The organism is Lacrimispora sp. YZC11 (genome assembly GCF_057543815.1).
In genome coordinates this window covers 34,648-59,144 of record NZ_BAAJYQ010000021.1, presented here as the reverse complement: position 1 = coordinate 59,144, position 24,497 = coordinate 34,648, and the positions used below count along the sequence as shown (strand labels likewise).

Sequence of the window (24,497 nt, the reverse complement as noted above, 5' to 3'; positions counted from 1 at the left end):
GAGAGGAGTCTTGACATGGAAAAGAAAAACAGCCAGTTAACTTACAGCGAGGTATATAAACAGCCCGAGTCCTTTGAAGCGGTCAATAAGTCATTGGAGGATATTTACAGAGTCTTGGATCAGGCGTTTGCAGAGGAATATGACGAACTGATCTTTACCGGCTGCGGCACCAGCTTTTATCTGGCCCAGGCTGCAGCCCATGCCTTTTCCACTTATAATGCCATTCCGGCTAAGGCCATGTGCTGTTCCGAGCTTTACTACTTCCCGGAGACCTTTGTTAAAAACAGAAGGGTTCTGGTTCTTCCCATTACCAGGAAAAGCTATACCACTGAGGTACGTATGGCGATTGACAAGGTGAGAAGCTTTCCAGGGGTAAGAACCCTGGCCATCACCTGTGATAAGGACAGTGCGGCCTATAATGATTTTATGATCCTGTCTCCGGATACTGCCGAGGAGAGCGTAATCATGACCCGTTCCTTTACCAGCATGGTTTATTTATCAGTGGTCATGGCCATGTATGTGGGAGGGAAAAAGGATGAAGTGGCTGCAATGGCAGGCTATGGGAACAATGCAAGGGATGCCCTTGGGAAAATGGATGCCCTGGCAAAGAAAATCATCGGTGAAAATGAACATTTAAACCTGTTCATTACCCTGGGGCAGGGCATTTACTACGGGGTTGCCAATGAGTGCATGAACAAGATAAAGGAAATGGGAATCTCGAATTCAGAGGCCTATTACAGCCTTGAGTACCGCCATGGTCCCATGAGCCTGGCGGATGAGAATACCCTGGTTCTTTTCTTAAGCCATTCGGAAACCGTGGAAGAGGATGCAAAGCTTTTGGCCCAGATGAAGGGATATGGTGCGGTAACGGCGGCAATCGGAAATACTGCTTCTGTGGATATGAAAGAGGCAGATTATTGCCTGGATCTTTCATATGGGTATAATGACTTGCAGAATACTGCGTTAATCGGATTTATCGGACAGTTTATCGGTTATTACATTGCTGAGAAAAAAGGCATTGACGCGGATCAGCCAAGACATTTGTCCCAGGCAATTGTTATCCAGTAATTTTGAAGTGTTCAGAGAGGTACAGGAACCCATAAAAAAGGGCTGCCCACGGCTGATTTTAATCAGACATCGGGCAGCTCTTTTCATGAAAACCTATTCTTCATTTATCAGTTGTTCCAGAAGATTTTTAGCCATGAGAATATCCTTTTTTTGTTCTTCGCCGGATATTTCCCGTTCTATGGTGATATCTCCGGCATATCCGATTTCTTTCAGCTTTGCCACAAAGGCGGGGTAATTCACTTTTCCCTCTCCAAGTGGAACCTCTTCACCGAGCATATGACCGTCCGTAGGATATTTTCCATCCTTTCCGTGAATCCCCATCACGTATACCCCGAATACTTCCAGGGCGTCTGCCGGGTTGGCTTTGCCGTACATGATTAAATTGGCAGGATCCAGGTTAATTCCCACATTGCCCTTTCCTGTTTCCTTTTCGATATCCTGTATGGCTCTTTTTAATGTGACCGGGGTTTCCTGTCCTGTCTCAAAAAGGAAATTCTGCTGATTCTTTTTACACTGCCTTACCAGCGTTTTTAAGCATGTCAGGACGCCCGGGTAATTGGGATCGTAGGGATTTTCCGGCATGTAGCCCACATGGGTCGCCACATCCCGCACATGGATCATGGCTGCGAAATCAATTCCTTTTTCCAGCATCTTCATTCTCTCAAAACGGAATGCCTCAGGCACAAGGCCCAGGGTAAGCTGACCGTCATAGAAATCCCATACTTTTGGACCTTCCCATCCGCACCAGAAGGCGGTAATATCCACTTTATGACGGCTTGCTGCGGCATTTACTTTATCAGCAGTATTCTCATTCATCAATTCCTGGTCCCAGCACACCAACTGGCAGCTTTCCATGCCCATAGAGCGCAGCTCCGCAAATTTTGCATCCACATCCGTATCCCGGAAAAGTTCAACCATAACTCCGATTCTCATAGGAAATACCTCTCTTTCTTTTTATCAGCCCTTGACAGCTCCGGCCGTAATACCTCCCACAATATGCTTCTGCATGAAAACAAAGAAGATCAGGCTTGGGGCCATGGACATCACGATACCCGGAAGGGCGTGTTCCCAGTCCGCCGACTGGGCGGAAAACTGCATGTAAAGAGCATTCTGGATGTTCATTGCCCGGGCATTCCCTCCGACGATCAGTTGGTTAGTGATGATATCATTCCATGTGGCAAGTGTGTCCAGAACTACGACCGTGGTCAGGATGGGCTTTAGCAGCGGGAGAACGATGGTGAAATAGGTCCTCACCTTGGAAGCACCGTCAATACAGGCACATTCCTCCAGTTCAATGGGAACATTTTTTACGAACCCATGAATCATATAGACTGCCAGTGGTATACACAGCCCTGTACTTACCAGGATATACCCGATCTTATTCCCTGTCATGCCAAGGCTTGCCACCAGCCTGGTCAAAGTGATCATATAGGACTGGAAGGGCACCATCATAGGCATGATAATGAGTGCAAAGCACACCGTGGACAATCTACCCTTTGTCCTTGCCAGCTTATAGGCTGCCATAGGAGCCAGCAGTGCGATCACGCATACCGTACATGCCGTATACAGCAGGGTATTGCTGATGAGCAGCGGAAAGCGGAATTTTGTCCATGTCTCCATGTACATGTTCAGACTCCAGCTCTCAGGCAGGGCCAGGAACTTTTGAAGCATGTCGTTATAAGGTTTAAAAGAATTAATAAATATCAGAAGCAGGGGCATCAGCCAGAACACAGAACAGATAAACACAATAACGGAAAGCATGCTGAATTTTTTTATTTTTTTCATTACGCCTCTATCTCCTTACCTTTCGTTACCTTAAGCTGTACTGCAGTGACCATAAGCACGAAAACTACAAATACCAGTGACTTTGCGGTAGCCATTCCGTACCGGTTGTTGAAAAATGCTTCTTTATAGATGTTGTACGCTACGGAAACGGTGGAATTGGCCGGCCCGCCCTTGGTAAATACCATGATGACATCAAACAGCTTAAATGAGAATGTCAGGGAGGTAAGCATACAGATGGAAACCGCAGGCATGATCAAGGGAATTGTCACTCTTCTTAACACCTGGAATTTGTTGGCCCCGTCTATTTTGGCGGCCTCAATCAATTCCCTTGGTACGGAAATGATGCCGGCAATATAATTCACCATATAGAATCCCAGATTCTGCCACACGGTCATGATCACGACTACGAAAAATGCCAGCTTTGCCGAGCCCAGCCAGCTCCAGTGAAACACCTCCCAGCCGGTTGCCTGATACAGAGCCTCAAATCCGGGACCAAGAATGAATTTCCAGATCAGGCTGATGGCCGTCAGGCTTATGATATAAGGTATGTAATAAAATGCCCGCCCCACGCTAGAGCTTTTCTTTTCCTCCGCCATGACCAGGGCAACCGTCAGGGATATAATATTTACCGCCACTACATAAAACACTGAGAACTTTAGCGTAAATGCAGCACTTTTCCAAAACAGCGCATCGTTTGAGAATATATTAACAAAGTTCTGAAGTCCCACAAACTTCATGTCCTTACTGATCCCATTCCAGTCAAAGACAGAGTAGTACAGGTTCATCAGAAACGGTATATCTGTAGAAAACAGTACAAACGCTACCGCCGGAAATACAAACAATGCGAATATCAATAAATCTTTTGCTTTTCCTTTGTTTTTCACTTTCACGCCTCCTCAATTTCCGTTTCCGTCAGGCTCCGGTTTCTCAAACTGAGGGTTCAGTTTTTCTGGATCTGCCATCCCTTCTGGAACTCCTCTGTTGCCTGCTGTGCTGTCATATCGCCTATCATATACGCCTGCATCGCAGGCCCGACGATATCAGAATATCCCGTAGGCGCAATGGTGTGGATCCAGCCGTTTGTCTTTCCATTTTCTACGTATGCTGACGCATCATTGGCAAGAGCACCCTTAACTTCCATGGTTGTCTTGGCTCCCGGAACGCCTCCTACGCCATCACACATCCATTTCTGGCCTTCCTCTGATGTGAGGATATATTCCAGATATTCTTTTGCAAGATCCAAATGCTTGGAATCCTTGTTCACGAGATAGGTCCAGTTGCAGGAAGACAGAAGTGTGGCATCTTCCGGATTATCACTTACCGGACAGGGAAGGAATGCCAGGCGGGCATCGGGGTTAAAGGAATCCAGGGTAGACTGGCACCAGTCGCCCATATGGATAATGGCTGCCTCTCCGTTTGCCAGCATATTTTCGCTTGTTTCCCAGTCGATTTCCAGCGGCTTATCAGGACCATATTTCACAGCAAGATCCAGGAAACGGAAGAGATTCTGGAAATTCTTCATATCCTTAAAGGCAAGTTCTCCGCTGTTTAATTTATCCACGACTCCCTTTGCATCCAGGGACTTATCCATCATAAAATGAGTGGAAAGGTGATGAAGGACCCATGTTTCCTTTGCTGCCAAAGCAAAAGGCGTGATCCCGGCCGCAGTCAGCTTTTCACAGGCAGCCTCAAGTTCATCCATAGTATCCGGAAGTTCTGTGATCCCTGCTTTTTCAAACAGCTCGATGTTATAGATCAGGCCTAAATTTTCATAGGTCCAGGGCAGTGACATGATGTTTCCGTTCCCATCTTTTCCAGTATCAAGGGCTGCCTCCTTGAATTTGCCTAATACCTCTTTGTCTTCTGACCAGTTATAGGCATATTCATAATATTTCTGAGCTGCCGTACCGGATTCCACATCAAATACATCCGGGATATCTCCTGAATTCACGCGGGATTGAAGCAGCGTACTGCTGTCGTTTGCAGCGTGCTGTACTTCGATTTTTACACCAGGGTGGGCTTCTTCAAATTTTTTGACCATCTCAGCATACTCTTCAAGGCCGTATGCGTGGGCGTCAAATACCTTTAAGGTGATTTCTTCCGCTGTTTTTGCCTGATCCTTTGAGACGCTACCGCTGCATGCCGTAAGGCTGGGAACAGCCAATGCCGTTGTCATCAGGATTGCCAATGCTCTCTTCATCATAATTTTTCCTCCTAAAATATAAAATTTTCATTGTTACCTTTTATTAACATACTCCTTTGCCTGCTTCCATTCCCTGATCGCCTGGCGTACGGACTGGATGCCTTCCTCCAGAGGGGCGACTTCGACAGGTTTTCCTTCCTGGAGACATTGGATGAAATATTTTATTTCCGTATAATAAGGCCCCAGATTGGAAATGTTGATTCCGGCAGAGTCATCGCTTACGTCATATTCCCGGTGAAGTACCGGATGCTCGATCCTGCCGTCATTTTTATAAACGGTCAGAGGCATTTTTTCCCGTCCCTTAAATATGACGCTGGCTTCCTCAAAGCATGCATGGAAGCTGGCCTCAAAAGGAAGAGCGGAGCTTATGTCCCATATTCCTTCCGTTATGGCAAACACCTTGCCGAATTCATAGGCGGTAAAGATCTGATTGATCATGCCGCTGGAAAAGGCCGTGGCCCTTACGTCAAAGGAATCCGGTTCACCCAGCATATACCGGAGAAAATCTAAGTCATGTACATGGAGGTCCAGCACAACGGAACCACTTTTTCCCTCCTCGTGGAACCAATCCTCATATCCCCAGGCGGCATCTCCGCTGACTCTCTGCATGGTGATGGATTTCAGCGTTCCAAATCTGCCGGTATCGTAGCACTCTTTCAGATACCGGTATTCATCAAAGGATCTCACCACCTGCCCTACCATTACCTGAACTCCGTTTCTTTTCTGGACGTCCATAAGTTTTTCGGCTTCTTCCTCTGTCAGACATACAGGCTTCTCCACAAATACATTCATTCCCTTGTCCATAGCTGCCAGCGCATGCTCCGTGTGGAGGTAGCTGGGGAGGCAGATATGGACGCTGTCCAGGGTCTCCGTCTCCAAAAGCTCCATGCCAGTTTTATACAGCCTTGCATTGGGCCATTGTATTGCCGCCTTTTCCAGAAATTCCGTCCTGCAGTCCGCCAGGGCTGTCACTTCTATATTCATTTTTGTTGACAACGCCTTTAACGATAGGTTATGAGTCGTACCCATTCCTCCGCATCCGATCAGTCCTACTTTCATTTCATTATCCTCTTTCCTTAGTTTGTACAGTGACCTTACTAATGTGATTTAAAATTAAAAGCCAATGGGATCAAATTGCTGAATTCCGGCTTTTGGTTCCTGCTTGTCATTTTATTTGTTGAAATTACAATAGCATTAAGTGACATATATGTCAATATATTTTTTGGGTTCCTATAAAATAAATGTAATTAATGATATTTATGTAGAAAGTTAGTTCTGTATTTTATGCAATATTCATATTGTATACCAATTAATCATATCAAGTTACAATTTATTTTCACTATTTATTCTAATTCGTATGGATAAAACCTATTTTGCTTTAGGATTTTCTGGGAGTAAGGCTTTTTCCTATATTTTTCCTGGGATTATTGCAACTGTTCGCGTTTTATGATAACATTATTTGATAAGGTTACTTTACTAAATGCGTGATGAGGAGGTGGGGGAACAGCTTCGAATGCAGCAGATCATGAGAAGGGGAAGGGTGTAGTAGTTGTGTTTTACGCCTGAGAGCCAGAATAGGGCTCTGTCTAAGGAGAAGCGGAACTGCTGTATGCGTGACTTTCCGGAACTTCATGGGGCCTCTATACCGGATAAAAAATCCTAGAGGCAGTTCAATCAGTATTTTATCATAACAAGCAAAGGACAGGCAGGAAATTATGAAACTTGTAAACCAGCAGTTAATTAAAAATACAAATCTAAAGCAATTGTACAATTCCATTTACCGTGACCCAGGGATCTCGAGAGCGCAGCTCTCCAAGGATTCCCGCTTAAGCAAGACTGCGGTTTCCTCTCTGGTGGATGAATTGATTGCGCGCAAATTTGTATATGATTCCGGTGCCAGCGGAAGTACGAATGTGGGACGAAAGCCCAACAGTCTGCTGCTTCGTGCGGAACAGTATTATGTGGCTGTGTTTTTTCTGGAGGAGAAGAGACTGAACGCGGCCCTGGTGGATATCACCGGCACCGCTTCCTTTTGTGTGCAGGTGGATGTACCTTCCCCTGACAACTACATTCCTCTGTGCCAGGAATACATCCATCAGACTGTGCTGCAGCAGATAGACAGGGAGCAGTTCCTGGGGATTTGCGTGGTGGTTCCCGCCATGATAGACCCTGACAAGCGGGAAATATTCGCTACAACACTGAACCTTCCGGAAAAAGATTTTGTAGGTCAGCTCCAGCGTGCATTCTCCGGTTTTCCGGTGGCTCTTTTAAATGATACGGCCTGCTTTGCTTATGCGGAAAAGGTCTATACCCAGATTACTGAAAAGGATTTCGCATTTATTAACTTCGGGAAAGGGATCGGCGCCACCCTTTTCATCCGCAATGAGATGCTGGGCCGTGCTTCAGCTTCCTACACCCAGTTCGGCCATTATTCCATTGACCCTAAGGGAGAGCTTTGCTCTTGTGGGAACCGGGGCTGTCTGGAGCTGATGATCGGGGAAGCGTCCTTAAAAGGCCGTATTTCTAAAGCCGGAGGAAGTCCGGCTTTCAGAAGGCCATCGGCCGTTACCTATGGGGATCTTGGGCAGGCAAGTGTATATGGGGATATGGTTTCCTGCAAAGTAGTGCGGGATATAGCTGATGAATTTTCCATGGCCTTGTGCAATTTGATCTGTATGGTGCATCCAAAGCTGATCATTATCGGAGGTAAGGGAAAAGACCTTGGTCCTTTATTTCTCCAGGAAATCCAGGAATGTCTGCGCACCGTGGGATTCCGCCGCATGGTGAACTCCGTCAGCGTCAGGTACAGCCTTCTGGATTCCAGCGCCCTTTATAATGGCGCAATGAAATATTTCTTTGATATCCATTACAATTTTACTCAGGATATGGCCGGAAGCTTTTTTATCGGCTGATGGGATTTTCCGGCTGTGTTGTTTTCTTATGAAACGGAGGTACGCCAATGGAAAAATTAAGAGCTGCAATTATGGGCTGCGGAAGAATCTCTGCCTGCTATGAGGACGCCTTTCGCAGACTTTCGGATTATGTGGAGTTAGTATGTGCTATCGATATTGACGAAGACAAGGCAAAAGCTTTTGGGGAAAAATTCAACTGCCATTACAGTACGGATCTAGAGTCCGCGCTGCAATGCCGGATTGATGTAATACATCTGTGCCTTCCCCATTATCTGCACCCGGTCATGGCTGTAAAAGCCATGGAGGCAGGAATACATGTGCTCACAGAAAAGCCCATTGCCATTTCCTTACAGGAGGCTGACCGGATGATGGAGGCAGAGAAGCTTACGGGGAAAAAGCTGGGCGTCATTTTCCAGACCAGATACACAAAAAGTGTGGAGATGTTAAAACAGCTGATTAGTGAAGGATATTTTGGGAAGATCTTATCTGCCCGCTCATATCTCACCTGGAACCGTCCTGGCTCTTATTACGAGGGATGCGACTGGAAGGGGACCTGGGATAAGGAGGGCGGCGGCGTCCTGATAGACCAGGCCATTCACAGCATGGACCGTGTCCGATACATGTTGGGCAGTGACGTTGAATGGATTGAGGGAAGCGTTCACAACCACTGTCATGAAATGGTGCATGTAGAGGATGCCGCAGAAGCCGCCATCCGGTTTAAAGACGGCTGCATGTACAGTCTCTATGCCTGTAATTCCTATGCTTCCGATGCTCCCATTACCTTAGAATTCCAGGGAGAGAAGGGCCGCTGCGGCCTGATACAGGACATGGGATTTTATGAGGCGGATGGATGTTATACGGAAATAAGAAATACCTATGAGTCCACAAATGTCGGACCGGATTACTGGGGAAGCAGCCACCATCTTCAGATAAGGGATTTTTACGAATCCATTCTGTACGACCGCCCTGTTACCATAGACGGACTGGAGGGCCGGAAGACTTTGGAGTTGGTTAAGGGAATTTATTTGTCTTCTTTGGAAAAAAGGCGTATTTATTTGCCGTTTGAGGATGTGTGTTATAAGGATCTGAATATCCAGATGGTATGAGATATAAAAAAGAGTTTCGCAGTACATGTTTATATCAATGACGCCGGCAGTTGGAGGGGTAGTATTACTTCTCCAACTTTTTTTATGCGAATTTTTGCAACTGAGATTAATTGATTATCCGCTAATCATCTGGTGAAAATTTACTGATGAGCAACATTCTCCTTTTGCATAGGAACAAAATCTTTATTTTACTAAAATTATGCCGAAAACTGTCGATATAGAATATAGATACAAAAACAAATAAAAGGGGTGTAGCTCATATGGGAAAACAGGAAAAACAAAATTCAATTGTCCTTAGCAAAAGGCTGGCAATAGGATTCGGCATCGTGAACATGATATCGGTTTTAATTTCTTTGATAAGCCTTTTCACCATCTTCAAATTATATTCCGCAGGCAGTGTTTCATCGGAATATTTTGCTTTTTTTTCGGCAGCAATACTGCTTTTGCTCGTCGTATCCGCTGTTGCAAGTTTCATAATATGCAGAGTCTTAAACAGAAGCATTGTGCGTCCGCTTAAAATACTTAACAATATTGCGCGGCAGCTGTCTGTTGGAGATGCAAGCGCAAACGTCCGGGTCCTTACAAAGGATGAAGTGGGGGAATTGATGAAATCCTTTAAGGCGATGGTGGAAAACACCAGGAGCCAGGCTCAGACAGCCGAAGCAATAGCGGGCGGGGATTTAACTGTCCATGTGAAGATAAATTCGGAAAAGGATGTCCTCGGCATTGCGTTAAGCAGCATCGTGGAGAAAAACAATCATATTTTGTCTCAAATATGTGATACATCGGGACAGGTTTTGAACGGGGCGGGTCAGATTTCGGAAGCAAGCATACGCCTTTCGGAAGGGGCAGCCCATCAGTCAGGCTCCCTTCAGGAGCTGGCCGCGGCCGTGTCAGAGGTAAAAAACCAGATCGGCTTAAGTTCGGAGCATGCGGAAATGGCCAGGACATGTGCAAATGACGTCAGGCACGGAGCTGTGGACGGCAACAGGCACATGGAGGAAATGCTCAGAGCCATGGATGAAATCAACGTATCCTCGTCAAATATATCAAAGATAATAAAGGCAATCGAGGACATTGCTTTCCAGACAAATTTACTGTCATTAAACGCTTCCGTTGAGGCTGCAAGGGCGGGCCAGTACGGAAAGGGCTTTGCAGTCGTGGCGGATGAGGTGCGGAGCCTGGCGGCCCGTTCGGCAAAAGCCGCAAAGGAAACCGCAGACATGATCGAAAACTCCATTCAGAGAGCCGAGCACGGAATGAGTATCGCAAAGACCACCGCAGATGCATTTAACAAAATAGTGGGAGGGGTAGAAGAGGTCGCCGGATTGGCAGAAAAAATCGCCGGGGCATCATCAGAGCAAGCTTCCGGCATAGCCCGGATAAACGACGAAATCAGCCAGGTATCCACCGTGGTGCAGGCAAATTCGGCAGCGTCCGAGGAAAGTACTGCGGCAACGGCACAGATGTACAAGCAGGCGGAAACACTGAAGGAAATGGTGCAAACCTTCAAGCTGAAAACGCCCTGCTAAAGAGAATGGGTGCTGCTCAATTTGAGCAGCACCCTCTTTTTATTTATTCTTCAATATCATCCGGCCTACAGAAGAATAATGTTATGCTTCCTGCATTCTTCCCGCATTTCCTTCGGCCAGATGCTGGCCTGAACTTCTCCCACGTGGGCTCTGTCCAGCAGAAGCATGCAGAGACGGGATTGTCCGATGCCGCCGCCGATGGTATAGGGCAGCTCTCCGTTTAAAAGCATCTTGTGATAAGGAAGGCTTTTCCGGTCCTCGCAGCCGGCTTTTTCCAGCTGCATTGCCAGGGATTCTTCATCCACCCGGATGCCCATGCTGGAGATTTCCAGAGCGCAGTTTAAATTCTCAAACCAGAACAGGATGTCCCCGTTTAACTGCCAGTCGTCGTAGTCGGGAGCTCTTCCGTCATGGGGATTTCCGCTCCCCAGTTTGTCTCCGATCTTCATGAGAAAGACACAGCCGTATTCCTTTGTGATCAGGTTTTCCCGTTCCTTTGGAGTTTTGTCCGGAAAGCGGTCCTCCAGTTCCTGGGAAGTGATAAAGGTGATGTCTTCCGGGAGATCCTTTACGGCCTGGGGGTATTTGTACCAGACCTCATGCTGCATGTGCTTGATGATCTTAAAGATATTGCGGACGGTTTCCTTTAATGTTTCCTCGTTCCGCTCCTCCTTTGTGATGACCTTTTCCCAGTCCCACTGGTCCACATAACAGGAATGGAGGTTGTCCAATTCTTCGTCTCTCCGGATGGCGTTCATATTGGTATAAAGGCCTTCTCCGGGCAGAAAGCTGTATTCATGAAGGGCCATACGTTTCCATTTGGCAAGGGAGTGCACGACTTCAATGGCTTCGTCCGGAATGCCGGCGATGTCAAACCGCACCGGGCGTTCCACGCCGTTTAAATCATCATTTAAGCCGCTGCTGTGCTCTACAAATAGGGGGGCTGAGATCCGTTCCAGATTCATTTCTTTGCCAAGCTCTTTTTGAAACGTATCCCTTATGTATTTAATGGCCTCCTGGGTCTCCCTGACAGAGAGCTTGGGGTCATAGTTATCCGGTATGATGATTTCCATGTAGTATTCCTCCCAAATAAAATGTTTTTATAATGGTATCACTAATATGAAAAACGTGCAACCATTGTTTTATATAAGGAATAGGAAGGACAGCTTTTGACTGCCAGCAAAAAAGTTGCATGGAGACTGGGCCTGTGATATGATTAATGGAAGTTGGGGCGTGCTGGAAAGTCATCGTCCTAAAAGAAAAGAGCAGAGTGATATGATGACGGAACGAATTATAATAGAAGATAAAGAACAACCAGAGGAAGAACTGTTAAAGAAACCTGCGGAAATATTAAGAAAGGGCGGCTTAGTCGCATTTCCCACGGAAACCGTGTACGGACTGGGAGCCAATGCCTTAAACGAAGAGGCGGCAGGGAAAATATATGCGGCAAAGGGAAGGCCCTCGGACAATCCACTGATCGCTCATATAGCGGATTTTGATGATCTGCCTCCCCTGGTTTCTGCCATACCTGAAGCGGGACAGCGTTTGATGAAAGCGTTCTGGCCCGGGCCTTTGACTCTGGTTTTCCCTAAAAGCGGGCTGGTTCCCTATGGAACCACCGGAGGCCTTGATACGGTGGCAGTGCGGATGCCTGCGGATCCGGTGGCAAATGCCCTCATCCGTTTGGCCGGAGTGCCGGTGGCAGCGCCCAGCGCCAACACCTCCGGACGGCCCAGCCCTACTACGGCTGACCATGTATGGCAGGATATGAACGGAAAGATCGATATGATCGTTGACGGAGGGGCTGTGGGGATCGGTGTGGAATCCACGATTATCGATGTATCAGGGGACGAACCTGTGATTCTAAGACCGGGTGCTATTACACAGGAAATGGTTTATGCTGTTCTTGGTAAAGAGGTTCCACTTGATCCTGCCATTGTCTCCGGTCCTATGAAAGCGGATGTGCGGCCAAAGGCTCCTGGAATGAAATATAAGCATTATGCGCCTAAGGCGGAATTAACTCTGGTGGAGGGCGATACAGATAACGTAATACGGACCATAAACCGGCTGGCAGAAGAAAAGCTTTCTAAGGGGTTTCGGGTGGGGATTATATGTACCGAAGAAACGAAAGAGAAGTATTCTGAGGGAGTGGTACGAAGTATGGGATTACGTGCCAGGGAGGAGACCATTGCCCATAACCTTTACGGAGTACTGAGGGAATTCGACGATCTGGAAGCGGATTTTATTTTTTCCGAAAGCTTCTCCAGAAACCACCTGGGACAGGCTATTATGAACCGGCTGACCAAGGCGGCAGGATACCATATTATAAAAGTGTAAGAGGAGGATATACCCTTTGGGTATCCTTATATGCCCAAAAAGCATGGGCAAGAAGGAGGAAAACAAATGGCGGGAAAAAGAGAAGATTATATTACATGGGATGAATATTTTATGGGAGTAGCGGCTCTTTCCGCAAGGCGTTCCAAGGATCCCAGTACCCAGGTGGGAGCCTGTATTGTGAGTCAGGATAATAAGATTTTGTCCATGGGTTACAATGGATTTCCCATGGGCTGCTCGGATGATGAATTTCCATGGGACAGGGAACATGAGCAGGATGATCCTTTTAATGCCAAATATTTCTATTCCACTCACAGTGAATTAAATGCTATCCTTAATTACAGAGGGGGAAGCCTGGAAGGCAGCAAGCTATATGTAACCCTGTTTCCCTGCAATGAATGTGCCAAGGCCATCATACAGGCTGGAATTAAAACCATCGTATATGGTTCGGACAAGTATGACGGCACTCCGGCGGTCAATGCCTCCAAGCGGATGCTGAATGCGGCTGGGGTCCGTTATTACCAATATCAGCCTACTGGAAGAAAGATAGAGATCGAGGTTTGAGATGAAATTTTTGCTGGTGGCGCTTAACGCTAAATATATCCATTCCAATCCAGCTATTTACAGCTTAAAGGCTTATGCAAAAGCCCATATAAGAGAACCGGAACTGGAGGATGGAAGGTTTCAGATCGAAACCCAGGAATACACCATTAACAATCAGCCCGATGAAATCCTGAAGGATATTTTCTTAAGGAAACCGGATGCAGTGGGATTTTCCTGCTACATCTGGAACATTTCCTATGTATTAGAGCTTGTCCGGGACCTTCCGAAGGTTCTCCCTCATGTGGAGATCTGGCTGGGAGGTCCCGAGGTGTCTTATGATGCTTCTGAGATCCTTTACCAGGAACGGTCGGTTTATGGGATCATGATGGGAGAAGGAGAGGAAACCTTTTCCGAAGTGGTGCGGTGCTATCTGGAGCGGAGCAGGGAAAACTTCAATGGCAGGAGCCCCTCCTTTGAATCCATAGAAGGGACTGCCGTAAGGGACGGGGAAGGAAAAGCGGTCTTAAAACCGCGAAAGACAGCGGTGGACATGAATTCCATTCCTTTCCTATATAAAGATTTAAAGAATTTTGAGAACCGCATCATTTATTATGAAAGCAGCCGGGGTTGTCCTTTTTCCTGCAGTTATTGCCTCTCTTCTCTGGATAAATCTGTGCGTCTGCGGGATAGTTCGCTGGTTTTAAAGGAGCTGGATGTTTTCATTAAAAACCAGGTCCCTCAGGTGAAATTTGTGGACCGAACCTTTAACTGCAGCAGAAAGCATACCATGGACATCTGGCGCCATATCATAGAACATGATAACGGGGTGACCAATTTTCATTTTGAGATTTCCGCAGATCTTTTAAATGAAGAGGAACTGGAGCTTATGTCCCGCATGAGGCCGGGACTCATCCAGCTTGAGATCGGAGTCCAGAGTACCAACCGGTCAACCATTATGGAAATCCGCAGATCCATGGATTTAAAGCGTTTAAAAGAAAGGGTTGCTAAAATCAACAGCTTTGGAAATATCCATCAGCATCTGGACTTAATCGCTGGACTTCCGGGAGAAGACTATCAAAGCTTCCGCAATTCCTTTAATGAGGTATATGAGATGAAGCCAGAGCAGCTTCAGCTTGGATTCTTAAAGGTGCTGAAAGGCTCCTATCTGTGGGAAAAAGCCGGGGAATATGGAGTGGAGTTTAAACAGAAGGCGCCTTATGAGGTGTTGTCAACCAGCTGGCTTGACTATGGCGGGGTTTTAAAGCTGAAGGCTTTGGAGGAAATGCTGGAGGTTTACGGAAACAGCGGACAGTTCCGGACGACCATAAATGAACTTCATAAGGAGTTTGAAACACCTTTTGATATGTTTGAAGCATTGTCTGAATACTATGATAAACAGGGGTACTTAAAGATTAGCCATAACCGCATGGCCCGGTATGAGATACTGGAAGAATTCATTTACGGTCTGGTACCGGAAAAGCGTTCCATATACCGGGATCTTCTGGTGTATGATCTTTACTTAAGAGAGAATTTAAAGAGCAGGCCGCTCTTTGCGGCAGACCAGGAGCCTTATAAGGAACGGGTGAGAGCCTTTTTCGAGTCAGAAGCGGCGGCCTTCCGGTATTTGAAGGAAGGATACGATGGTTATGAAGCCAGACAGCTTATAAAGATGGCTCATTTGGAGGTATTCCGGGACGGAAGGGCGGTTCTTTTTGATTACAAAAAGCGGGATGCCCTGTCTCATAATGCAGCGGCATATGAAATCGGCGTATGGAGGAAGTAATGGCAAAGAGAGAGACAAAAGCAGAACGTCAGGTCCGGGTATTAAAGGTGCTTGAGGCCCTTGACCAGGAATATGGAATATCCTATGTATGCTATTTAAACCACGAAAATCCATGGCAGCTTTTAATAGCGGTTATTTTAAGCGCCCAGTGCACCGATGCCAGGGTGAATATGGTGACACCGGATTTGTTCAGAAAATATGATTCTCCAAAGAAATTTGCCCAGGCGGATTTAAAGGAATTGGAAAAAGATATCCATTCTCTTGGTTTTTATCATATGAAAGCGAAAAACATCATATCCTGCTGTCAGGATCTGGTAGAAAAGTTTGGGGGTGAAGTTCCGCGGACAATAGAAGAACTGACCTCACTTGCAGGAGTGGGGCGTAAAACTGCCAATGTTATACTGGGGAATGTTTATCACGAACCCAGCATTGTAGTGGATACCCACGTTAAGCGGATTTCCAGAAAGCTGGGCTTTGCAAAGGAAGAAGACCCGGAAAAAATTGAATATGAGCTGATGAAGGTACTTCCAAAGGAACACTGGATTTTGTGGAATATCCAGATCATTACCCTTGGAAGATCCATTTGTGTTGCGAGAAATCCCAAGTGCGGCCAGTGCTTTTTGCAAGAGCTTTGTCCCAGCAGCCAAATGAAAACAGATCAGAAGAGGGAGGCTTAATTTGGTATCAACCTATATTGCCGTAGATTTGGAAACCACCGGTCTTGACCCAAAGCAGGATAAAATCATTGAAATCGGAGCGGTGAAGGTTGTGGAAGGACAGGTAACAGAGCGCTATGAAACCTTTGTTAATCCATACAGGAAGCTGGAGTACCGGGTGATCATGCTTACCGGCATCAACGACCGCCAGCTGGAGGCTTCTCCTGGGATCGGAGAGGTGATCGGCGGTTTTTTGGAGTTTGCTGGAGAATTACCGGTTCTGGGACATCATGTGATATTTGATTACAGTTTTTTAAAACGTGCGGCAGTCAATGAGGGCTTTGGTTTTGAGCGCCAGGGAATCGATACTCTTAAGCTAGCCAGAAGGTTTATGCCTTCTGATGAGAAAAAAAATTTATCGGCAGCCTGCAAATATTTTGGGATCATCCAGACATTAAGCCACCGTGCACTTGCGGATGCAAAAGCCGCCCATAAGCTGTATCAGGAATTGGCTGTGCGGTATGGGAAAGACTTACCGGAGGTTTTTGACTCACAGGCTTTGGTTTATAAGGTAAAAAAGGATCAGCCGGCCTCAAAAAGGCAAAAAGAACACTTGCAGGATTTATTAAAATATCATAAAATAGTTTTATCTGTGCAAACGGAACAATTGTCCAGAAATGAAATATCAAGAATCACGGATAAAATCATAGCACAGTATGGAAGAATATAAGAGAGGTGATACAATATGATTAACTTTAACAATAAAAACAACAGAAAATTTTTATCAATAGTTTTGATCCTAGTAGTTGTTTTACTGATTGTTGCTATGGTGCTTCCTATGATGCTTCAGTTTTTATAAGTAATTGAGGAGGTGTATTGGCAGCATACAGGCACAGCAGAGCATGAGGAATGAATATGAAAAAGAAAACTTTGTCCATTAGCCTGGCAGCAATTATAATAGCGGCGGGAATTGGATTTCTTTCTCCCACGTATGCCATGGCTGATACCCTACCGGATGGGATATATGTAGGAGAATATAATCTGGGAGGTATGACGGAAGAAGAGGCCAGTCAGAAAATACAGGAACTGGTTAATGAAATGGAAAACCAGAAAATAACATTGATCGTTGACGGACAGCCGGTGGAAACCATTGCAAAAGAGCTTGGTTTCCACTGGAGCAACCCGGAGGCTGTATCCCAGGCTGCATCTTCCTGGCAGGGAGGCAACCTGATCAAACGGTATCTGAACAAAAAGGATATTGAGCAGAACCATGTGATCATCCCACTGGAAACGGCCCTTGACGACGGAAGCGTGGGGGCTTTTGTTGCAGAAAAATGTGCACAGGCGGTAATAGAGCCAAAGAATGCGGCCATTGTCCGTGACAGAGGGGCATTTATCGTGTCACCTTCTGCCATTGGAAAAGCCGTGGATGTGGCAGCTACAAAGCAGGCATTAGATGCGGCTCTTGCCAATGGACTTAAGGAGCCGGTAACAGCTACCGCAGTGGTTACAGAGGTAAAGCCTGCAATTGCTACGGAAGATCTGGCCACCATAAAGGATGTGCTTGGAACCTTTTCCACCAGCTTCTCCTCCAGCGGTTCTTCCAGATCCAAGAATCTGCAGGTAGGTTCAAGCAAAATCAACGGCCGAGTGCTGATGCCGGGAGAAACCTTGTCTGGTTATGAGTGCATGCATCCGTTTACCTTGGAAAATGGATACGCTACAGCTTCAGCCTATGAGAATGGTCAGGTAGTGGACAGCGTAGGCGGAGGAGTCTGCCAGATCGCTACCACTCTTTATAACACCGTGCTTAGGGCAGAGCTGGCAGTTGCCCAGAGGCAGAATCACTCCATGGTGGTAGGATATGTAAGGCCTTCTGAGGATGCGGCCATTGCCGGTACGTATAAGGACATTAAATTTACCAACAATTACAGCACGCCAATTTATGTTGAGGGCTATACTTCCGGAAAAACCCTTACCTTTACCATCTATGGGAAAGAAACCAGGCCGGCAAACAGGACTTTTGAGTTTGTCTCTGAGACCTTAAGTGTGACGGACCCGGGTGCGCCAAAGGAGGTCGTAGATCCAGCTATGCCGCCTGGAAGCAGAAAGCAGGTCCAGTCCGCACACAAGGGGCTGAAGTCCAGGCTGTGGAAGATTGTATATATGGATGGTGTTGAGCAGAGCCGTGAGCTCCTTCATACGGATACCTATAACCCATCAAAGGCTATCATAAAGGTCGGGCCGGCTGCTCCTGCAGTTGCCATACCGTCTGAGACTCCAGGAGTTCCGGTGGAAACTCCGCCGGTTACGGCACCTGTGGAAACAGCCCCGGCAGATCCCGGAATTCCGGTACCGGAAGGACCCCAGATGACGGATGATGCCTCATTGGAGGCAGGACCGTAAGCATAGGCAGGTAAGTAAATGAGACGGATCGAAAGAGAGAATAACGGAACCGTAAGGCCCGGGCAGGATCTTGTTATTGCAGGATATGCCGGGCTTTCCGGAACTGTGGAAACCGTAAAAAACAAAAAAGAAGAATTGTATCAATGGTTTTCCAGGGATTATGTGGACCGGATATTAGAAGCCGGGAACATTACGCTGGAAGGGGATTTGGAAAAGTGGAAAAAATTCGGTGCAACTGAATGTGAACCAGCAGGAGACGGCGGAATTTTAAAGGCCCTTTGGGATTTATCCGGTGCTTATATGACGGGAATCCGGTTTTCTCTTCTCAGAATTCCGGTGAAACAGGAAACCATCGAGATTTGTGAGCGGTACGACTTAAACCCGTACCGCCTTTTCTCAACAGGCTGTCTCCTTTTTTCTGCGGATAACGGAGGGGATCTGGTGCACGCTTTAAAAGAGCAGGGAATCCATGCCGCTGTGATTGGGAAAGTAACGGGAGGCATCAAACGGATCATTGACCACGGGGAAAGCATAGGTTTCCTTGACAGGCCTACTGAGGATGAGCTTTATAAGGTTTTATCACATAAATAGGAACGCCCTGCGGGCATACCTTTATGTCCAGAAACCATGGACAATAATTAGGAACGCCCTGCGGGCATACCTTTATGTCCAGAAACCATGGACAATAATTAGGAAATCAGGAGGCAGGATATGAGAGAAAAGATATTGGCAATTATTGAAAAAAACAGCAGGATTGATTTAAAGGATCTGGCGATTCTTTTAGGGGAAAGTGAGGTCGCCATTGCCAATGAGATCGCTGAAATGGAGAAAGAACATATCATATGCGGCTACCACACCCTGATTAACTGGGATAATACCAGCGATGAAAAGGTCATGGCGCTGATTGAGGTTAAGGTCACTCCTCAGAGGGGCATGGGATTTGACAAGATCGCGGAGCGCATTTATCAGTACAGTGAGGTAAACGCCGTTTATCTCATGTCCGGAGCCTTTGATTTTACGGTTTTCATAGAAGGGAAGACCATGAGACAGGTGGCACAGTTTGTATCGGAAAAGCTGTCCCCCATGGAATCGGTGCTGAGCACTGCGACCCATTTTGTCTTGAAGAAATACAAAGACCATGGAACCGTTCTTGCTGAAGGGACAACCGATGAAAGGATGTTGATTACGCCGTGAGAAATCCATTGTCAGATCGAATCGTAGAGATTCCGCCTTCCGGAATCCGTAAGTTTTTTGATATTGTAAGTGAAATGAAGGATGCGATTTCCCTGGGAGTCGGGGAACCTGATTTTGATACGCCCTGGCATATCCGGGAGGAGGGTGTCTATTCCCTGGAAAAGGGCCGCACCTTTTATACCTCCAATGCAGGTTTAAAAGAATTAAAAGTCGAAATATGCAGCTATTTAAGCCGGCGTTTTGAGGCTACATATGATCCGGACCATGAGGTTATGGTAACGGTGGGAGGCAGCGAGGCCATTGATATTGCTCTCCGTGCCATGTTAGATCCAGGAGATGAAGTACTGATCCCCCAGCCCAGCTACGTGTCTTATGTTCCCTGCACCATACTGGCAAACGGCGTTCCGGTCATCATTGATCTGGAAGCAAAGGATCAGTTTAAGCTGACCACTGAAAAGCTGCTGGAGAAGATCACTCCAAAGACCAAGGTGTTGGTGCTTCCATTCCCCAATAATCCTACGGGAGCGGTTATGAAGGCGGAGGAGCTTGAGGAAATTGCTAAAATCGTAATAGAGAAGGATTTGTTTGTAATATCAGACGAGATTTACGCGGAGCTTACCTATGGAGGCGACCATGTTACCATTGCCGCATTACCCGGAATGAAGGATAGAACCGTGCTCATTAATGGTTTTTCAAAATCCTACGCCATGACCGGATGGCGCCTTGGCTACGCAGCAGCTCCAAGAATGATTTTAGAGCAGATGTTAAAAATCCATCAGTTTGCCATCATGTGCGCTCCAACCACCAGCCAGTATGCTGCGGTAGCGGCCCTGCGGGACGGAGATAAGGATGTACAGATGATGAGGGAATCCTATGACCAAAGGCGCCGTTATCTGATCCATGCGTTTAATGAAATGGGAATGGAGTGTTTTGAGCCTCATGGGGCATTTTATACCTTCCCTTCCATCAAACGGTTTGGAATGACCTCTGATGAATTTGCCACCAGACTTCTTCGGGAAGAAAAGGTGGCTGTGGTGCCGGGTACGGCCTTCGGAGACTGCGGAGAAGGATATCTTCGTATTTCCTATGCATACTCTCTGAAGAATCTAAAGGAAGCCTTAAGCCGTATGGACCGATTTATCAAGAAACTGGATGGAAAGGCGTAAGGGGTATGAATATTGTATTATTAGAACCGGAGATGCCTGCCAATACCGGAAATATTGGCAGGACCTGTGTGGCTACGGGGACGAAGCTGCATCTGATCGAACCTCTGGGATTTAAACTGAATGATAAACTGATTAAACGGGCCGGGTTGGATTACTGGGACAAGCTTGATGTAACGGTATACAGCGATTATCAGGACTTTTTGGAGCGGAACCCGGGAGCAAAGATCTACATGGCTACCACAAAGGGGCTTCATGTCTATTCTGATGTGGAGTATGAGCCAGACTGCTTTCTCATGTTTGGAAAAGAAAGCGCCGGGATTCCGGAAGAGATCCTTTTGGAGAATCAGGACCGGTGTATCAGGATCCCTATGTGGGGAGATATCAGGTCTTTAAATTTATCCAATTCTGTATCTATTGTGCTGTATGAGGCATTAAGACAGAACGAATTTGAACGTATGACCATGAAGGGGGAGCTTCATCACCTTCAGTGGAAGGAATAAAAAATACCGGTACAGTATTTTCTAAGTTTGTCTGGAAGAAAAAACTGTACCGGTATTTTTATTTTTACCCATTTACTGCAGTGATCAGGAAAATTGCATATGCTATGGAGCTCCGGCCTTAGGCAGGCTGAAAATGAACTCTGATCCGACCCCTTCCGTGCTGACCACATCAATATTTTCTCCGTGGGACTGGATGATCTCCCTGACAATGGCAAGGCCAAGTCCGGTGCCCTTCTTATCCTTTCCCCTGGATAAGTCTGATTTATAGAACCTATCCCAGATCTTTTTTAAGCTTTCCTTTGGGATGCCGATTCCCGTATCTTTAATGGATACAAAGATCTTCTCATACTTTACTGAAGCCTGTATGTAGATGGTGGAATCTGCATGGCTGAATTTTATGGCATTATCTATCAGATTATAGAGCACCTGCTGTATCTTCCCAAGGTCCGCATAAACCATCTGAATGCTTTCAGAAAAGGTCAAATCAAAGGTGATGTTTCTATCACTGCATGTTCCTTCAAAAGAAGCGACGGTATCCTTGATAACCCGGTTGATGTCAAAGTTTGTACGGTTTAAATACCCCTTACTGTCCAGGGAATTAAGAGTCAGCAGCCCCTGGGTCAGCTTGTTCAGCCGGTCTGTTTCTGAAATGACCCTGTTCAAATATTTCTCATGCATCTCCGGCGGTATGGTTCCGTCAAGGATGGCTTCCAGATACCCCTTAATGGAGGTTAATGGAGAGCGGAAGTCATGGGAAACGTTGGCAATAAAGGTTTTCTGATATTCCTCCATCTTCCCAAGCTCGGTGGACATATAGTTAAGTGTAGCGGCCAGATAGCCCATTTCATCTCTTGTATTCACCTCAATATGGTGCGCTAAGTTTCCCTGGGCGTATTCGTTTGCTCCTGCCGTAATTTTTTTAAGAGGAAAATATACATTTTTAGTAAAAACCAGGAGGATAATAAGGGAAAGGCCAAACACCACCGCTGATGTGACATAAACGATGTTTAAAATCCCGTCTCTCTCCATTTTTAAATAGGATAAGGGCAGGTGGATCACCACATAGCCATAGGTGTTATAGTTCCCCGTAATGGGCGCATGGACGCTGAGGACATCATAGGAGAACTGGTGATAGTAATCGCCGATGCTGTAGGACTTGTTGCCCATTGAGGTAGGGTCGAAGTTTTCAATGACCTGTCCCTGTTTGTCAGACTGTGCACTGTCGGACACCACTTTGCCTTGCCGGTCAACGATCCATATCTGTGCATGGAGATAATTGCCCTCTTTCACCAGCTCGGGATAGGAGGAGGTCAGCTTCATGTCCTTGCCTTGGTACATGCCGCTGTAGGAGGAAGCGATCTGATTGGCTTCGTCATACAGGGCTTCGGAACGGCGGCCAAGGAGATACTGGTCCGTGATTTCAGAAGAAAAGGTGGCAATGGTCACAAATCCAAGGAGGCCGAACAGCAGATAGCCAAGGATGAATTTATAATAGAGAGAATGTGTCATCTAGAGTTTCACCTCAAAACCATAGCACTCTATAAGAATGCCGTATTTATGCAAACCTGAGAGGGACAAATTTATTAATTGACTATTATTTGACTGATTCATAAAGCTACTCCATCTTATCAAAATTTACATCCAGGAATTAAAATGATTGGCGGCTATATTTTAGGCGCCTAATGGATGCTGCTACATCTTTGAAGACGATCCCGTCCTCCGGCGCATACTGCAAGGCGGATCGAAGAACTAAGACGTAATTAGATTTAGTATACATCTTTTCGGTAATTAAGTCACTTCTTATTTTCTCTATATGGGATTTTTGAATATTAATCGGTTTTATATTTCCAAGATAGGAGTTGATAAATTTTACTCTTTATAGTAACAAATTCGTGTCTGTGGCTTTAGGGTTCCCCTTTTTTCATTATCAATCCAAAGCCTATGAATCTCAAGATAGGTTATAATGGTATTGGCAGAAGCCTTGAAGAAAGAAAGATAGGATGATAAAGATAATGAATAGGATTTACCATATCGAAGCCGGTGCTTGAATTTAAAAGCGATAAAGCGGAACTGACGCCAGCAGCAAAAATGAAGTCTAAAGAGAGAATTACCGAATGAAGTCTGCCGTATCTGATTGATCATTGATCGATATCTTTGGTTATATAAAATTGTTAAAAAAGTTAAAAAAGATATCAAAAATGGTCACAGGACATGTCGAAACTTTATATCTTATTGGTATAAGATTAAAATGACTACGACATAAAATTCATAGTAAATTGTTCATATAGAGCCTCCTTGTTTATAAACACCTGTCGAATTAGTTCGATGGGTGTTTTCTCTTTCCCCATAATAATTTTTCTGGCAATCGTCCATACTATCACGGAGGTGATAAACATGGAGAAGAACAAGGAAGATTTAGAAATCGAAAAAGAAGTGGCGGAGGAAGTGGAAACTTTCAACAACCACTGGGGAACCGGGCATTTCCTGGGGCCAAACACACTGAGATATAAAGAAAACAGAGATGTTTACGAGGAAAAGGACAGCGAGTAGCTGTCCTTTTCTTTTGCAACCGTTCCACAGAGAGGTGGTTACCTTTTTACCTCGAATTTGTAGCCGATTCCCCAAACCGTTGTCAGGGCCCAGCCAGTGTGATCCTTGATTTTTTCCCGGAGCCGTTTGATGTGGACATCAACGGTTCTGGTATCTCCGATGTATTCATATCCCCAGATATGGTCCAAAAGCTGCTCTCTTGTAAACACCTGGTTTGGTGAGGACGCCAGGAAATAAAGAAGCTCCAGCTCCTTGGGCGGCATCTCGATGGAATGGCCCATATAGATTACGGAATAATTCGTCAGGTTGACAATGAGATCCGGATATTCCACATAGTCTCCCTGGTGGTCCGTATGGAGAGCGGCAGGAACAGGGGTCGTCTGGTAACGCCTTAATACAGCCTTTACACGAGCCACAAGTTCCTTGGAATCAAAGGGTTTGATCATATAATCGTCAGCGCCCAGTTCCAGGCCAAGAACCTTGTCAAAGACCTCTCCCTTGGCAGACAGCATGATGATGGGGACCTGGGAGGAGGAACGCATTTCCCGGCAGACCTGGTAGCCGTCCATGCCGGGAAGCATCAAGTCTAAAAGCACCAGGTGGGGACGGAACTCCGGGAATACCCGGAGCGCCTCCTCTCCGTCGCCTACGATTTCTGTTTCATAGCATTCTTTTAACAAATATAGGGAAATTAATTCTGCGATGTTGCTGTCATCGTCTACAATCAATATCCGCTGTTTTTCTGCCATAATGGACCCC

The 24,497-nt window shown here is 46.2% G+C and carries 23 protein-coding genes; 15 read left to right on the top strand and 8 right to left on the bottom strand.

Annotated features, from left to right (window positions below):
- Positions 1-15: 15 nt before the first annotated feature.
- Positions 16-1,068 carry an SIS domain-containing protein gene (locus AC27IJ_RS25385; protein WP_487151358.1) on the top strand — a complete coding sequence of 351 codons (1,053 nt, stop codon included), beginning with the start codon at positions 16-18 and terminating at the stop codon, positions 1,066-1,068.
- 93 nt (positions 1,069-1,161) lie between these two features.
- On the opposite strand, the gene AC27IJ_RS25380 is transcribed toward AC27IJ_RS25385, so the two are convergent.
- Genes AC27IJ_RS25380 through AC27IJ_RS25360 form a run of 5 tightly spaced genes read right to left on the bottom strand, consistent with a single transcriptional unit; the run spans position 1,162 to position 6,115 of the window.
- On the bottom strand, positions 1,162-2,001 hold the full coding sequence (locus AC27IJ_RS25380; protein WP_487151356.1) for a sugar phosphate isomerase/epimerase family protein: 840 nt from the start codon (positions 1,999-2,001) through the stop codon (positions 1,162-1,164).
- 24 nt (positions 2,002-2,025) lie between these two features.
- Positions 2,026-2,853, bottom strand: a complete 828-nt coding sequence (locus AC27IJ_RS25375) for a carbohydrate ABC transporter permease (protein ID WP_312443923.1) — start codon at positions 2,851-2,853, stop codon at positions 2,026-2,028.
- Positions 2,853-3,737 carry a carbohydrate ABC transporter permease gene (locus tag AC27IJ_RS25370; protein WP_312503079.1) on the bottom strand — a complete coding sequence of 295 codons (885 nt, stop codon included), beginning with the start codon at positions 3,735-3,737 and terminating at the stop codon, positions 2,853-2,855. Before AC27IJ_RS25370 ends, AC27IJ_RS25375 begins: the two co-directional genes overlap by 1 nt.
- 56 nt (positions 3,738-3,793) lie before the next feature.
- The gene (locus tag AC27IJ_RS25365) at positions 3,794-5,056 is read right to left on the bottom strand and encodes an ABC transporter substrate-binding protein (RefSeq protein WP_487151353.1); all 1,263 of its coding nucleotides are present in this window, start codon (positions 5,054-5,056) and stop codon (positions 3,794-3,796) included.
- Between the two features lie 33 nt (positions 5,057-5,089).
- Positions 5,090-6,115, bottom strand: a complete 1,026-nt coding sequence (locus AC27IJ_RS25360; protein WP_487151351.1) for a Gfo/Idh/MocA family protein — start codon at positions 6,113-6,115, stop codon at positions 5,090-5,092.
- Between the two features lie 656 nt (positions 6,116-6,771).
- Between AC27IJ_RS25360 and AC27IJ_RS25355 the strand changes: the two genes are divergently transcribed.
- The 3 genes from AC27IJ_RS25355 (at position 6,772) to AC27IJ_RS25345 (ending at position 10,606) form a co-directional block, all read left to right on the top strand.
- Positions 6,772-7,968: an ROK family transcriptional regulator gene (locus AC27IJ_RS25355; RefSeq protein ID WP_312443928.1), complete on the top strand. Its 1,197-nt coding sequence runs from the start codon at positions 6,772-6,774 to the stop codon at positions 7,966-7,968.
- 47 nt (positions 7,969-8,015) lie between these two features.
- The gene (locus AC27IJ_RS25350; RefSeq protein WP_487151348.1) at positions 8,016-9,074 is read left to right on the top strand and encodes a Gfo/Idh/MocA family protein; all 1,059 of its coding nucleotides are present in this window, start codon (positions 8,016-8,018) and stop codon (positions 9,072-9,074) included.
- 260 nt (positions 9,075-9,334) lie between these two features.
- Positions 9,335-10,606 carry a methyl-accepting chemotaxis protein gene (locus AC27IJ_RS25345; protein ID WP_312443930.1) on the top strand — a complete coding sequence of 424 codons (1,272 nt, stop codon included), beginning with the start codon at positions 9,335-9,337 and terminating at the stop codon, positions 10,604-10,606.
- A gap of 65 nt (positions 10,607-10,671) precedes the next feature.
- On the opposite strand, the gene asnA is transcribed toward AC27IJ_RS25345, so the two are convergent.
- Positions 10,672-11,679 carry an aspartate--ammonia ligase gene (asnA, locus tag AC27IJ_RS25340; protein ID WP_487151346.1) on the bottom strand — a complete coding sequence of 336 codons (1,008 nt, stop codon included), beginning with the start codon at positions 11,677-11,679 and terminating at the stop codon, positions 10,672-10,674.
- 202 nt (positions 11,680-11,881) lie between these two features.
- Between asnA and AC27IJ_RS25335 the strand changes: the two genes are divergently transcribed.
- From AC27IJ_RS25335 to trmL, 10 genes are all read left to right on the top strand, one after another.
- Positions 11,882-12,943 carry an L-threonylcarbamoyladenylate synthase gene (locus AC27IJ_RS25335; protein WP_487151510.1) on the top strand — a complete coding sequence of 354 codons (1,062 nt, stop codon included), beginning with the start codon at positions 11,882-11,884 and terminating at the stop codon, positions 12,941-12,943.
- Between the two features lie 66 nt (positions 12,944-13,009).
- A complete protein-coding gene (locus tag AC27IJ_RS25330) occupies positions 13,010-13,504 on the top strand; it encodes a deoxycytidylate deaminase (RefSeq protein WP_312443934.1) in 495 nt (164 codons plus the stop codon).
- Position 13,505: 1 nt separating this feature from the next.
- Positions 13,506-15,266, top strand: coding sequence for a B12-binding domain-containing radical SAM protein (locus AC27IJ_RS25325; RefSeq protein ID WP_487151344.1), 1,761 nt, complete (start codon positions 13,506-13,508; stop codon positions 15,264-15,266).
- Complete coding sequence (gene nth, locus AC27IJ_RS25320; RefSeq protein WP_312443938.1) at positions 15,266-15,943, top strand: endonuclease III; 678 nt, start codon at positions 15,266-15,268, stop codon at positions 15,941-15,943. Before AC27IJ_RS25325 ends, nth begins: the two co-directional genes overlap by 1 nt.
- 1 nt (position 15,944) lies before the next feature.
- The gene (locus AC27IJ_RS25315) at positions 15,945-16,652 is read left to right on the top strand and encodes a 3'-5' exonuclease (protein ID WP_312503087.1); all 708 of its coding nucleotides are present in this window, start codon (positions 15,945-15,947) and stop codon (positions 16,650-16,652) included.
- Positions 16,653-16,837: 185 nt separating this feature from the next.
- The gene (locus tag AC27IJ_RS25310; RefSeq protein WP_312443942.1) at positions 16,838-18,328 is read left to right on the top strand and encodes a VanW family protein; all 1,491 of its coding nucleotides are present in this window, start codon (positions 16,838-16,840) and stop codon (positions 18,326-18,328) included.
- Positions 18,329-18,346: 18 nt separating this feature from the next.
- On the top strand, positions 18,347-18,919 hold the full coding sequence (locus AC27IJ_RS25305) for an AIR synthase-related protein (protein ID WP_312443943.1): 573 nt from the start codon (positions 18,347-18,349) through the stop codon (positions 18,917-18,919).
- 120 nt (positions 18,920-19,039) lie between these two features.
- On the top strand, positions 19,040-19,522 hold the full coding sequence (locus AC27IJ_RS25300) for an Lrp/AsnC family transcriptional regulator (RefSeq protein ID WP_312443945.1): 483 nt from the start codon (positions 19,040-19,042) through the stop codon (positions 19,520-19,522).
- Complete coding sequence (locus AC27IJ_RS25295; RefSeq protein ID WP_312443948.1) at positions 19,519-20,688, top strand: aminotransferase class I/II-fold pyridoxal phosphate-dependent enzyme; 1,170 nt, start codon at positions 19,519-19,521, stop codon at positions 20,686-20,688. Before AC27IJ_RS25300 ends, AC27IJ_RS25295 begins: the two co-directional genes overlap by 4 nt.
- Before the next feature lie 5 nt (positions 20,689-20,693).
- Complete coding sequence (gene trmL / locus AC27IJ_RS25290; RefSeq protein ID WP_487151340.1) at positions 20,694-21,188, top strand: tRNA (uridine(34)/cytosine(34)/5-carboxymethylaminomethyluridine(34)-2'-O)-methyltransferase TrmL; 495 nt, start codon at positions 20,694-20,696, stop codon at positions 21,186-21,188.
- A 102-nt stretch (positions 21,189-21,290) separates the two neighbouring features.
- Here trmL and AC27IJ_RS25285 read toward each other — a convergent pair whose 3' ends face one another.
- Complete coding sequence (locus tag AC27IJ_RS25285) at positions 21,291-22,697, bottom strand: HAMP domain-containing sensor histidine kinase (RefSeq protein ID WP_312443952.1); 1,407 nt, start codon at positions 22,695-22,697, stop codon at positions 21,291-21,293.
- Positions 22,698-23,582: 885 nt separating this feature from the next.
- Between AC27IJ_RS25285 and AC27IJ_RS25280 the strand changes: the two genes are divergently transcribed.
- Positions 23,583-23,738 (top strand): hypothetical protein, encoded by a 156-nt coding sequence (locus AC27IJ_RS25280; RefSeq protein ID WP_312443954.1) that lies wholly within the window; start codon positions 23,583-23,585, stop codon positions 23,736-23,738.
- 38 nt (positions 23,739-23,776) lie between these two features.
- Here the strand turns inward: AC27IJ_RS25280 and AC27IJ_RS25275 are convergent, their stop codons facing one another.
- Positions 23,777-24,487 (bottom strand): response regulator transcription factor, encoded by a 711-nt coding sequence (locus tag AC27IJ_RS25275; RefSeq protein ID WP_312443955.1) that lies wholly within the window; start codon positions 24,485-24,487, stop codon positions 23,777-23,779.
- Between the last annotated feature and the right edge of the window lie 10 nt (positions 24,488-24,497).

What these genes read in the sequence shown, in the direction of transcription:
- AC27IJ_RS25385 (WP_487151358.1), top strand. Translation starts at nt 16, where the DNA reads ATGGAAAAGAAAAACAGCCAGTTAACTTACAGCGAGGTATATAAACAG.
- AC27IJ_RS25380 (WP_487151356.1), bottom strand. Translation starts at nt 2,001, where the DNA reads ATGAGAATCGGAGTTATGGTTGAACTTTTCCGGGATACGGATGTGGAT.
- AC27IJ_RS25375 (WP_312443923.1), bottom strand. Translation starts at nt 2,853, where the DNA reads ATGAAAAAAATAAAAAAATTCAGCATGCTTTCCGTTATTGTGTTTATC.
- AC27IJ_RS25365 (WP_487151353.1), bottom strand. Translation starts at nt 5,056, where the DNA reads ATGATGAAGAGAGCATTGGCAATCCTGATGACAACGGCATTGGCTGTT.
- AC27IJ_RS25360 (WP_487151351.1), bottom strand. Translation starts at nt 6,115, where the DNA reads ATGAAAGTAGGACTGATCGGATGCGGAGGAATGGGTACGACTCATAAC.
- AC27IJ_RS25355 (WP_312443928.1), top strand. Translation starts at nt 6,772, where the DNA reads ATGAAACTTGTAAACCAGCAGTTAATTAAAAATACAAATCTAAAGCAA.
- AC27IJ_RS25350 (WP_487151348.1), top strand. Translation starts at nt 8,016, where the DNA reads ATGGAAAAATTAAGAGCTGCAATTATGGGCTGCGGAAGAATCTCTGCC.
- AC27IJ_RS25345 (WP_312443930.1), top strand. Translation starts at nt 9,335, where the DNA reads ATGGGAAAACAGGAAAAACAAAATTCAATTGTCCTTAGCAAAAGGCTG.
- asnA (WP_487151346.1), bottom strand. Translation starts at nt 11,679, where the DNA reads ATGGAAATCATCATACCGGATAACTATGACCCCAAGCTCTCTGTCAGG.
- AC27IJ_RS25335 (WP_487151510.1), top strand. Translation starts at nt 11,882, where the DNA reads ATGATGACGGAACGAATTATAATAGAAGATAAAGAACAACCAGAGGAA.
- AC27IJ_RS25330 (WP_312443934.1), top strand. Translation starts at nt 13,010, where the DNA reads ATGGCGGGAAAAAGAGAAGATTATATTACATGGGATGAATATTTTATG.
- AC27IJ_RS25325 (WP_487151344.1), top strand. Translation starts at nt 13,506, where the DNA reads ATGAAATTTTTGCTGGTGGCGCTTAACGCTAAATATATCCATTCCAAT.
- nth (WP_312443938.1), top strand. Translation starts at nt 15,266, where the DNA reads ATGGCAAAGAGAGAGACAAAAGCAGAACGTCAGGTCCGGGTATTAAAG.
- AC27IJ_RS25310 (WP_312443942.1), top strand. Translation starts at nt 16,838, where the DNA reads ATGAAAAAGAAAACTTTGTCCATTAGCCTGGCAGCAATTATAATAGCG.
- AC27IJ_RS25305 (WP_312443943.1), top strand. Translation starts at nt 18,347, where the DNA reads ATGAGACGGATCGAAAGAGAGAATAACGGAACCGTAAGGCCCGGGCAG.
- AC27IJ_RS25300 (WP_312443945.1), top strand. Translation starts at nt 19,040, where the DNA reads ATGAGAGAAAAGATATTGGCAATTATTGAAAAAAACAGCAGGATTGAT.
- trmL (WP_487151340.1), top strand. Translation starts at nt 20,694, where the DNA reads ATGAATATTGTATTATTAGAACCGGAGATGCCTGCCAATACCGGAAAT.
- AC27IJ_RS25285 (WP_312443952.1), bottom strand. Translation starts at nt 22,697, where the DNA reads ATGACACATTCTCTCTATTATAAATTCATCCTTGGCTATCTGCTGTTC.
- AC27IJ_RS25280 (WP_312443954.1), top strand. Translation starts at nt 23,583, where the DNA reads ATGGAGAAGAACAAGGAAGATTTAGAAATCGAAAAAGAAGTGGCGGAG.
- AC27IJ_RS25275 (WP_312443955.1), bottom strand. Translation starts at nt 24,487, where the DNA reads ATGGCAGAAAAACAGCGGATATTGATTGTAGACGATGACAGCAACATC.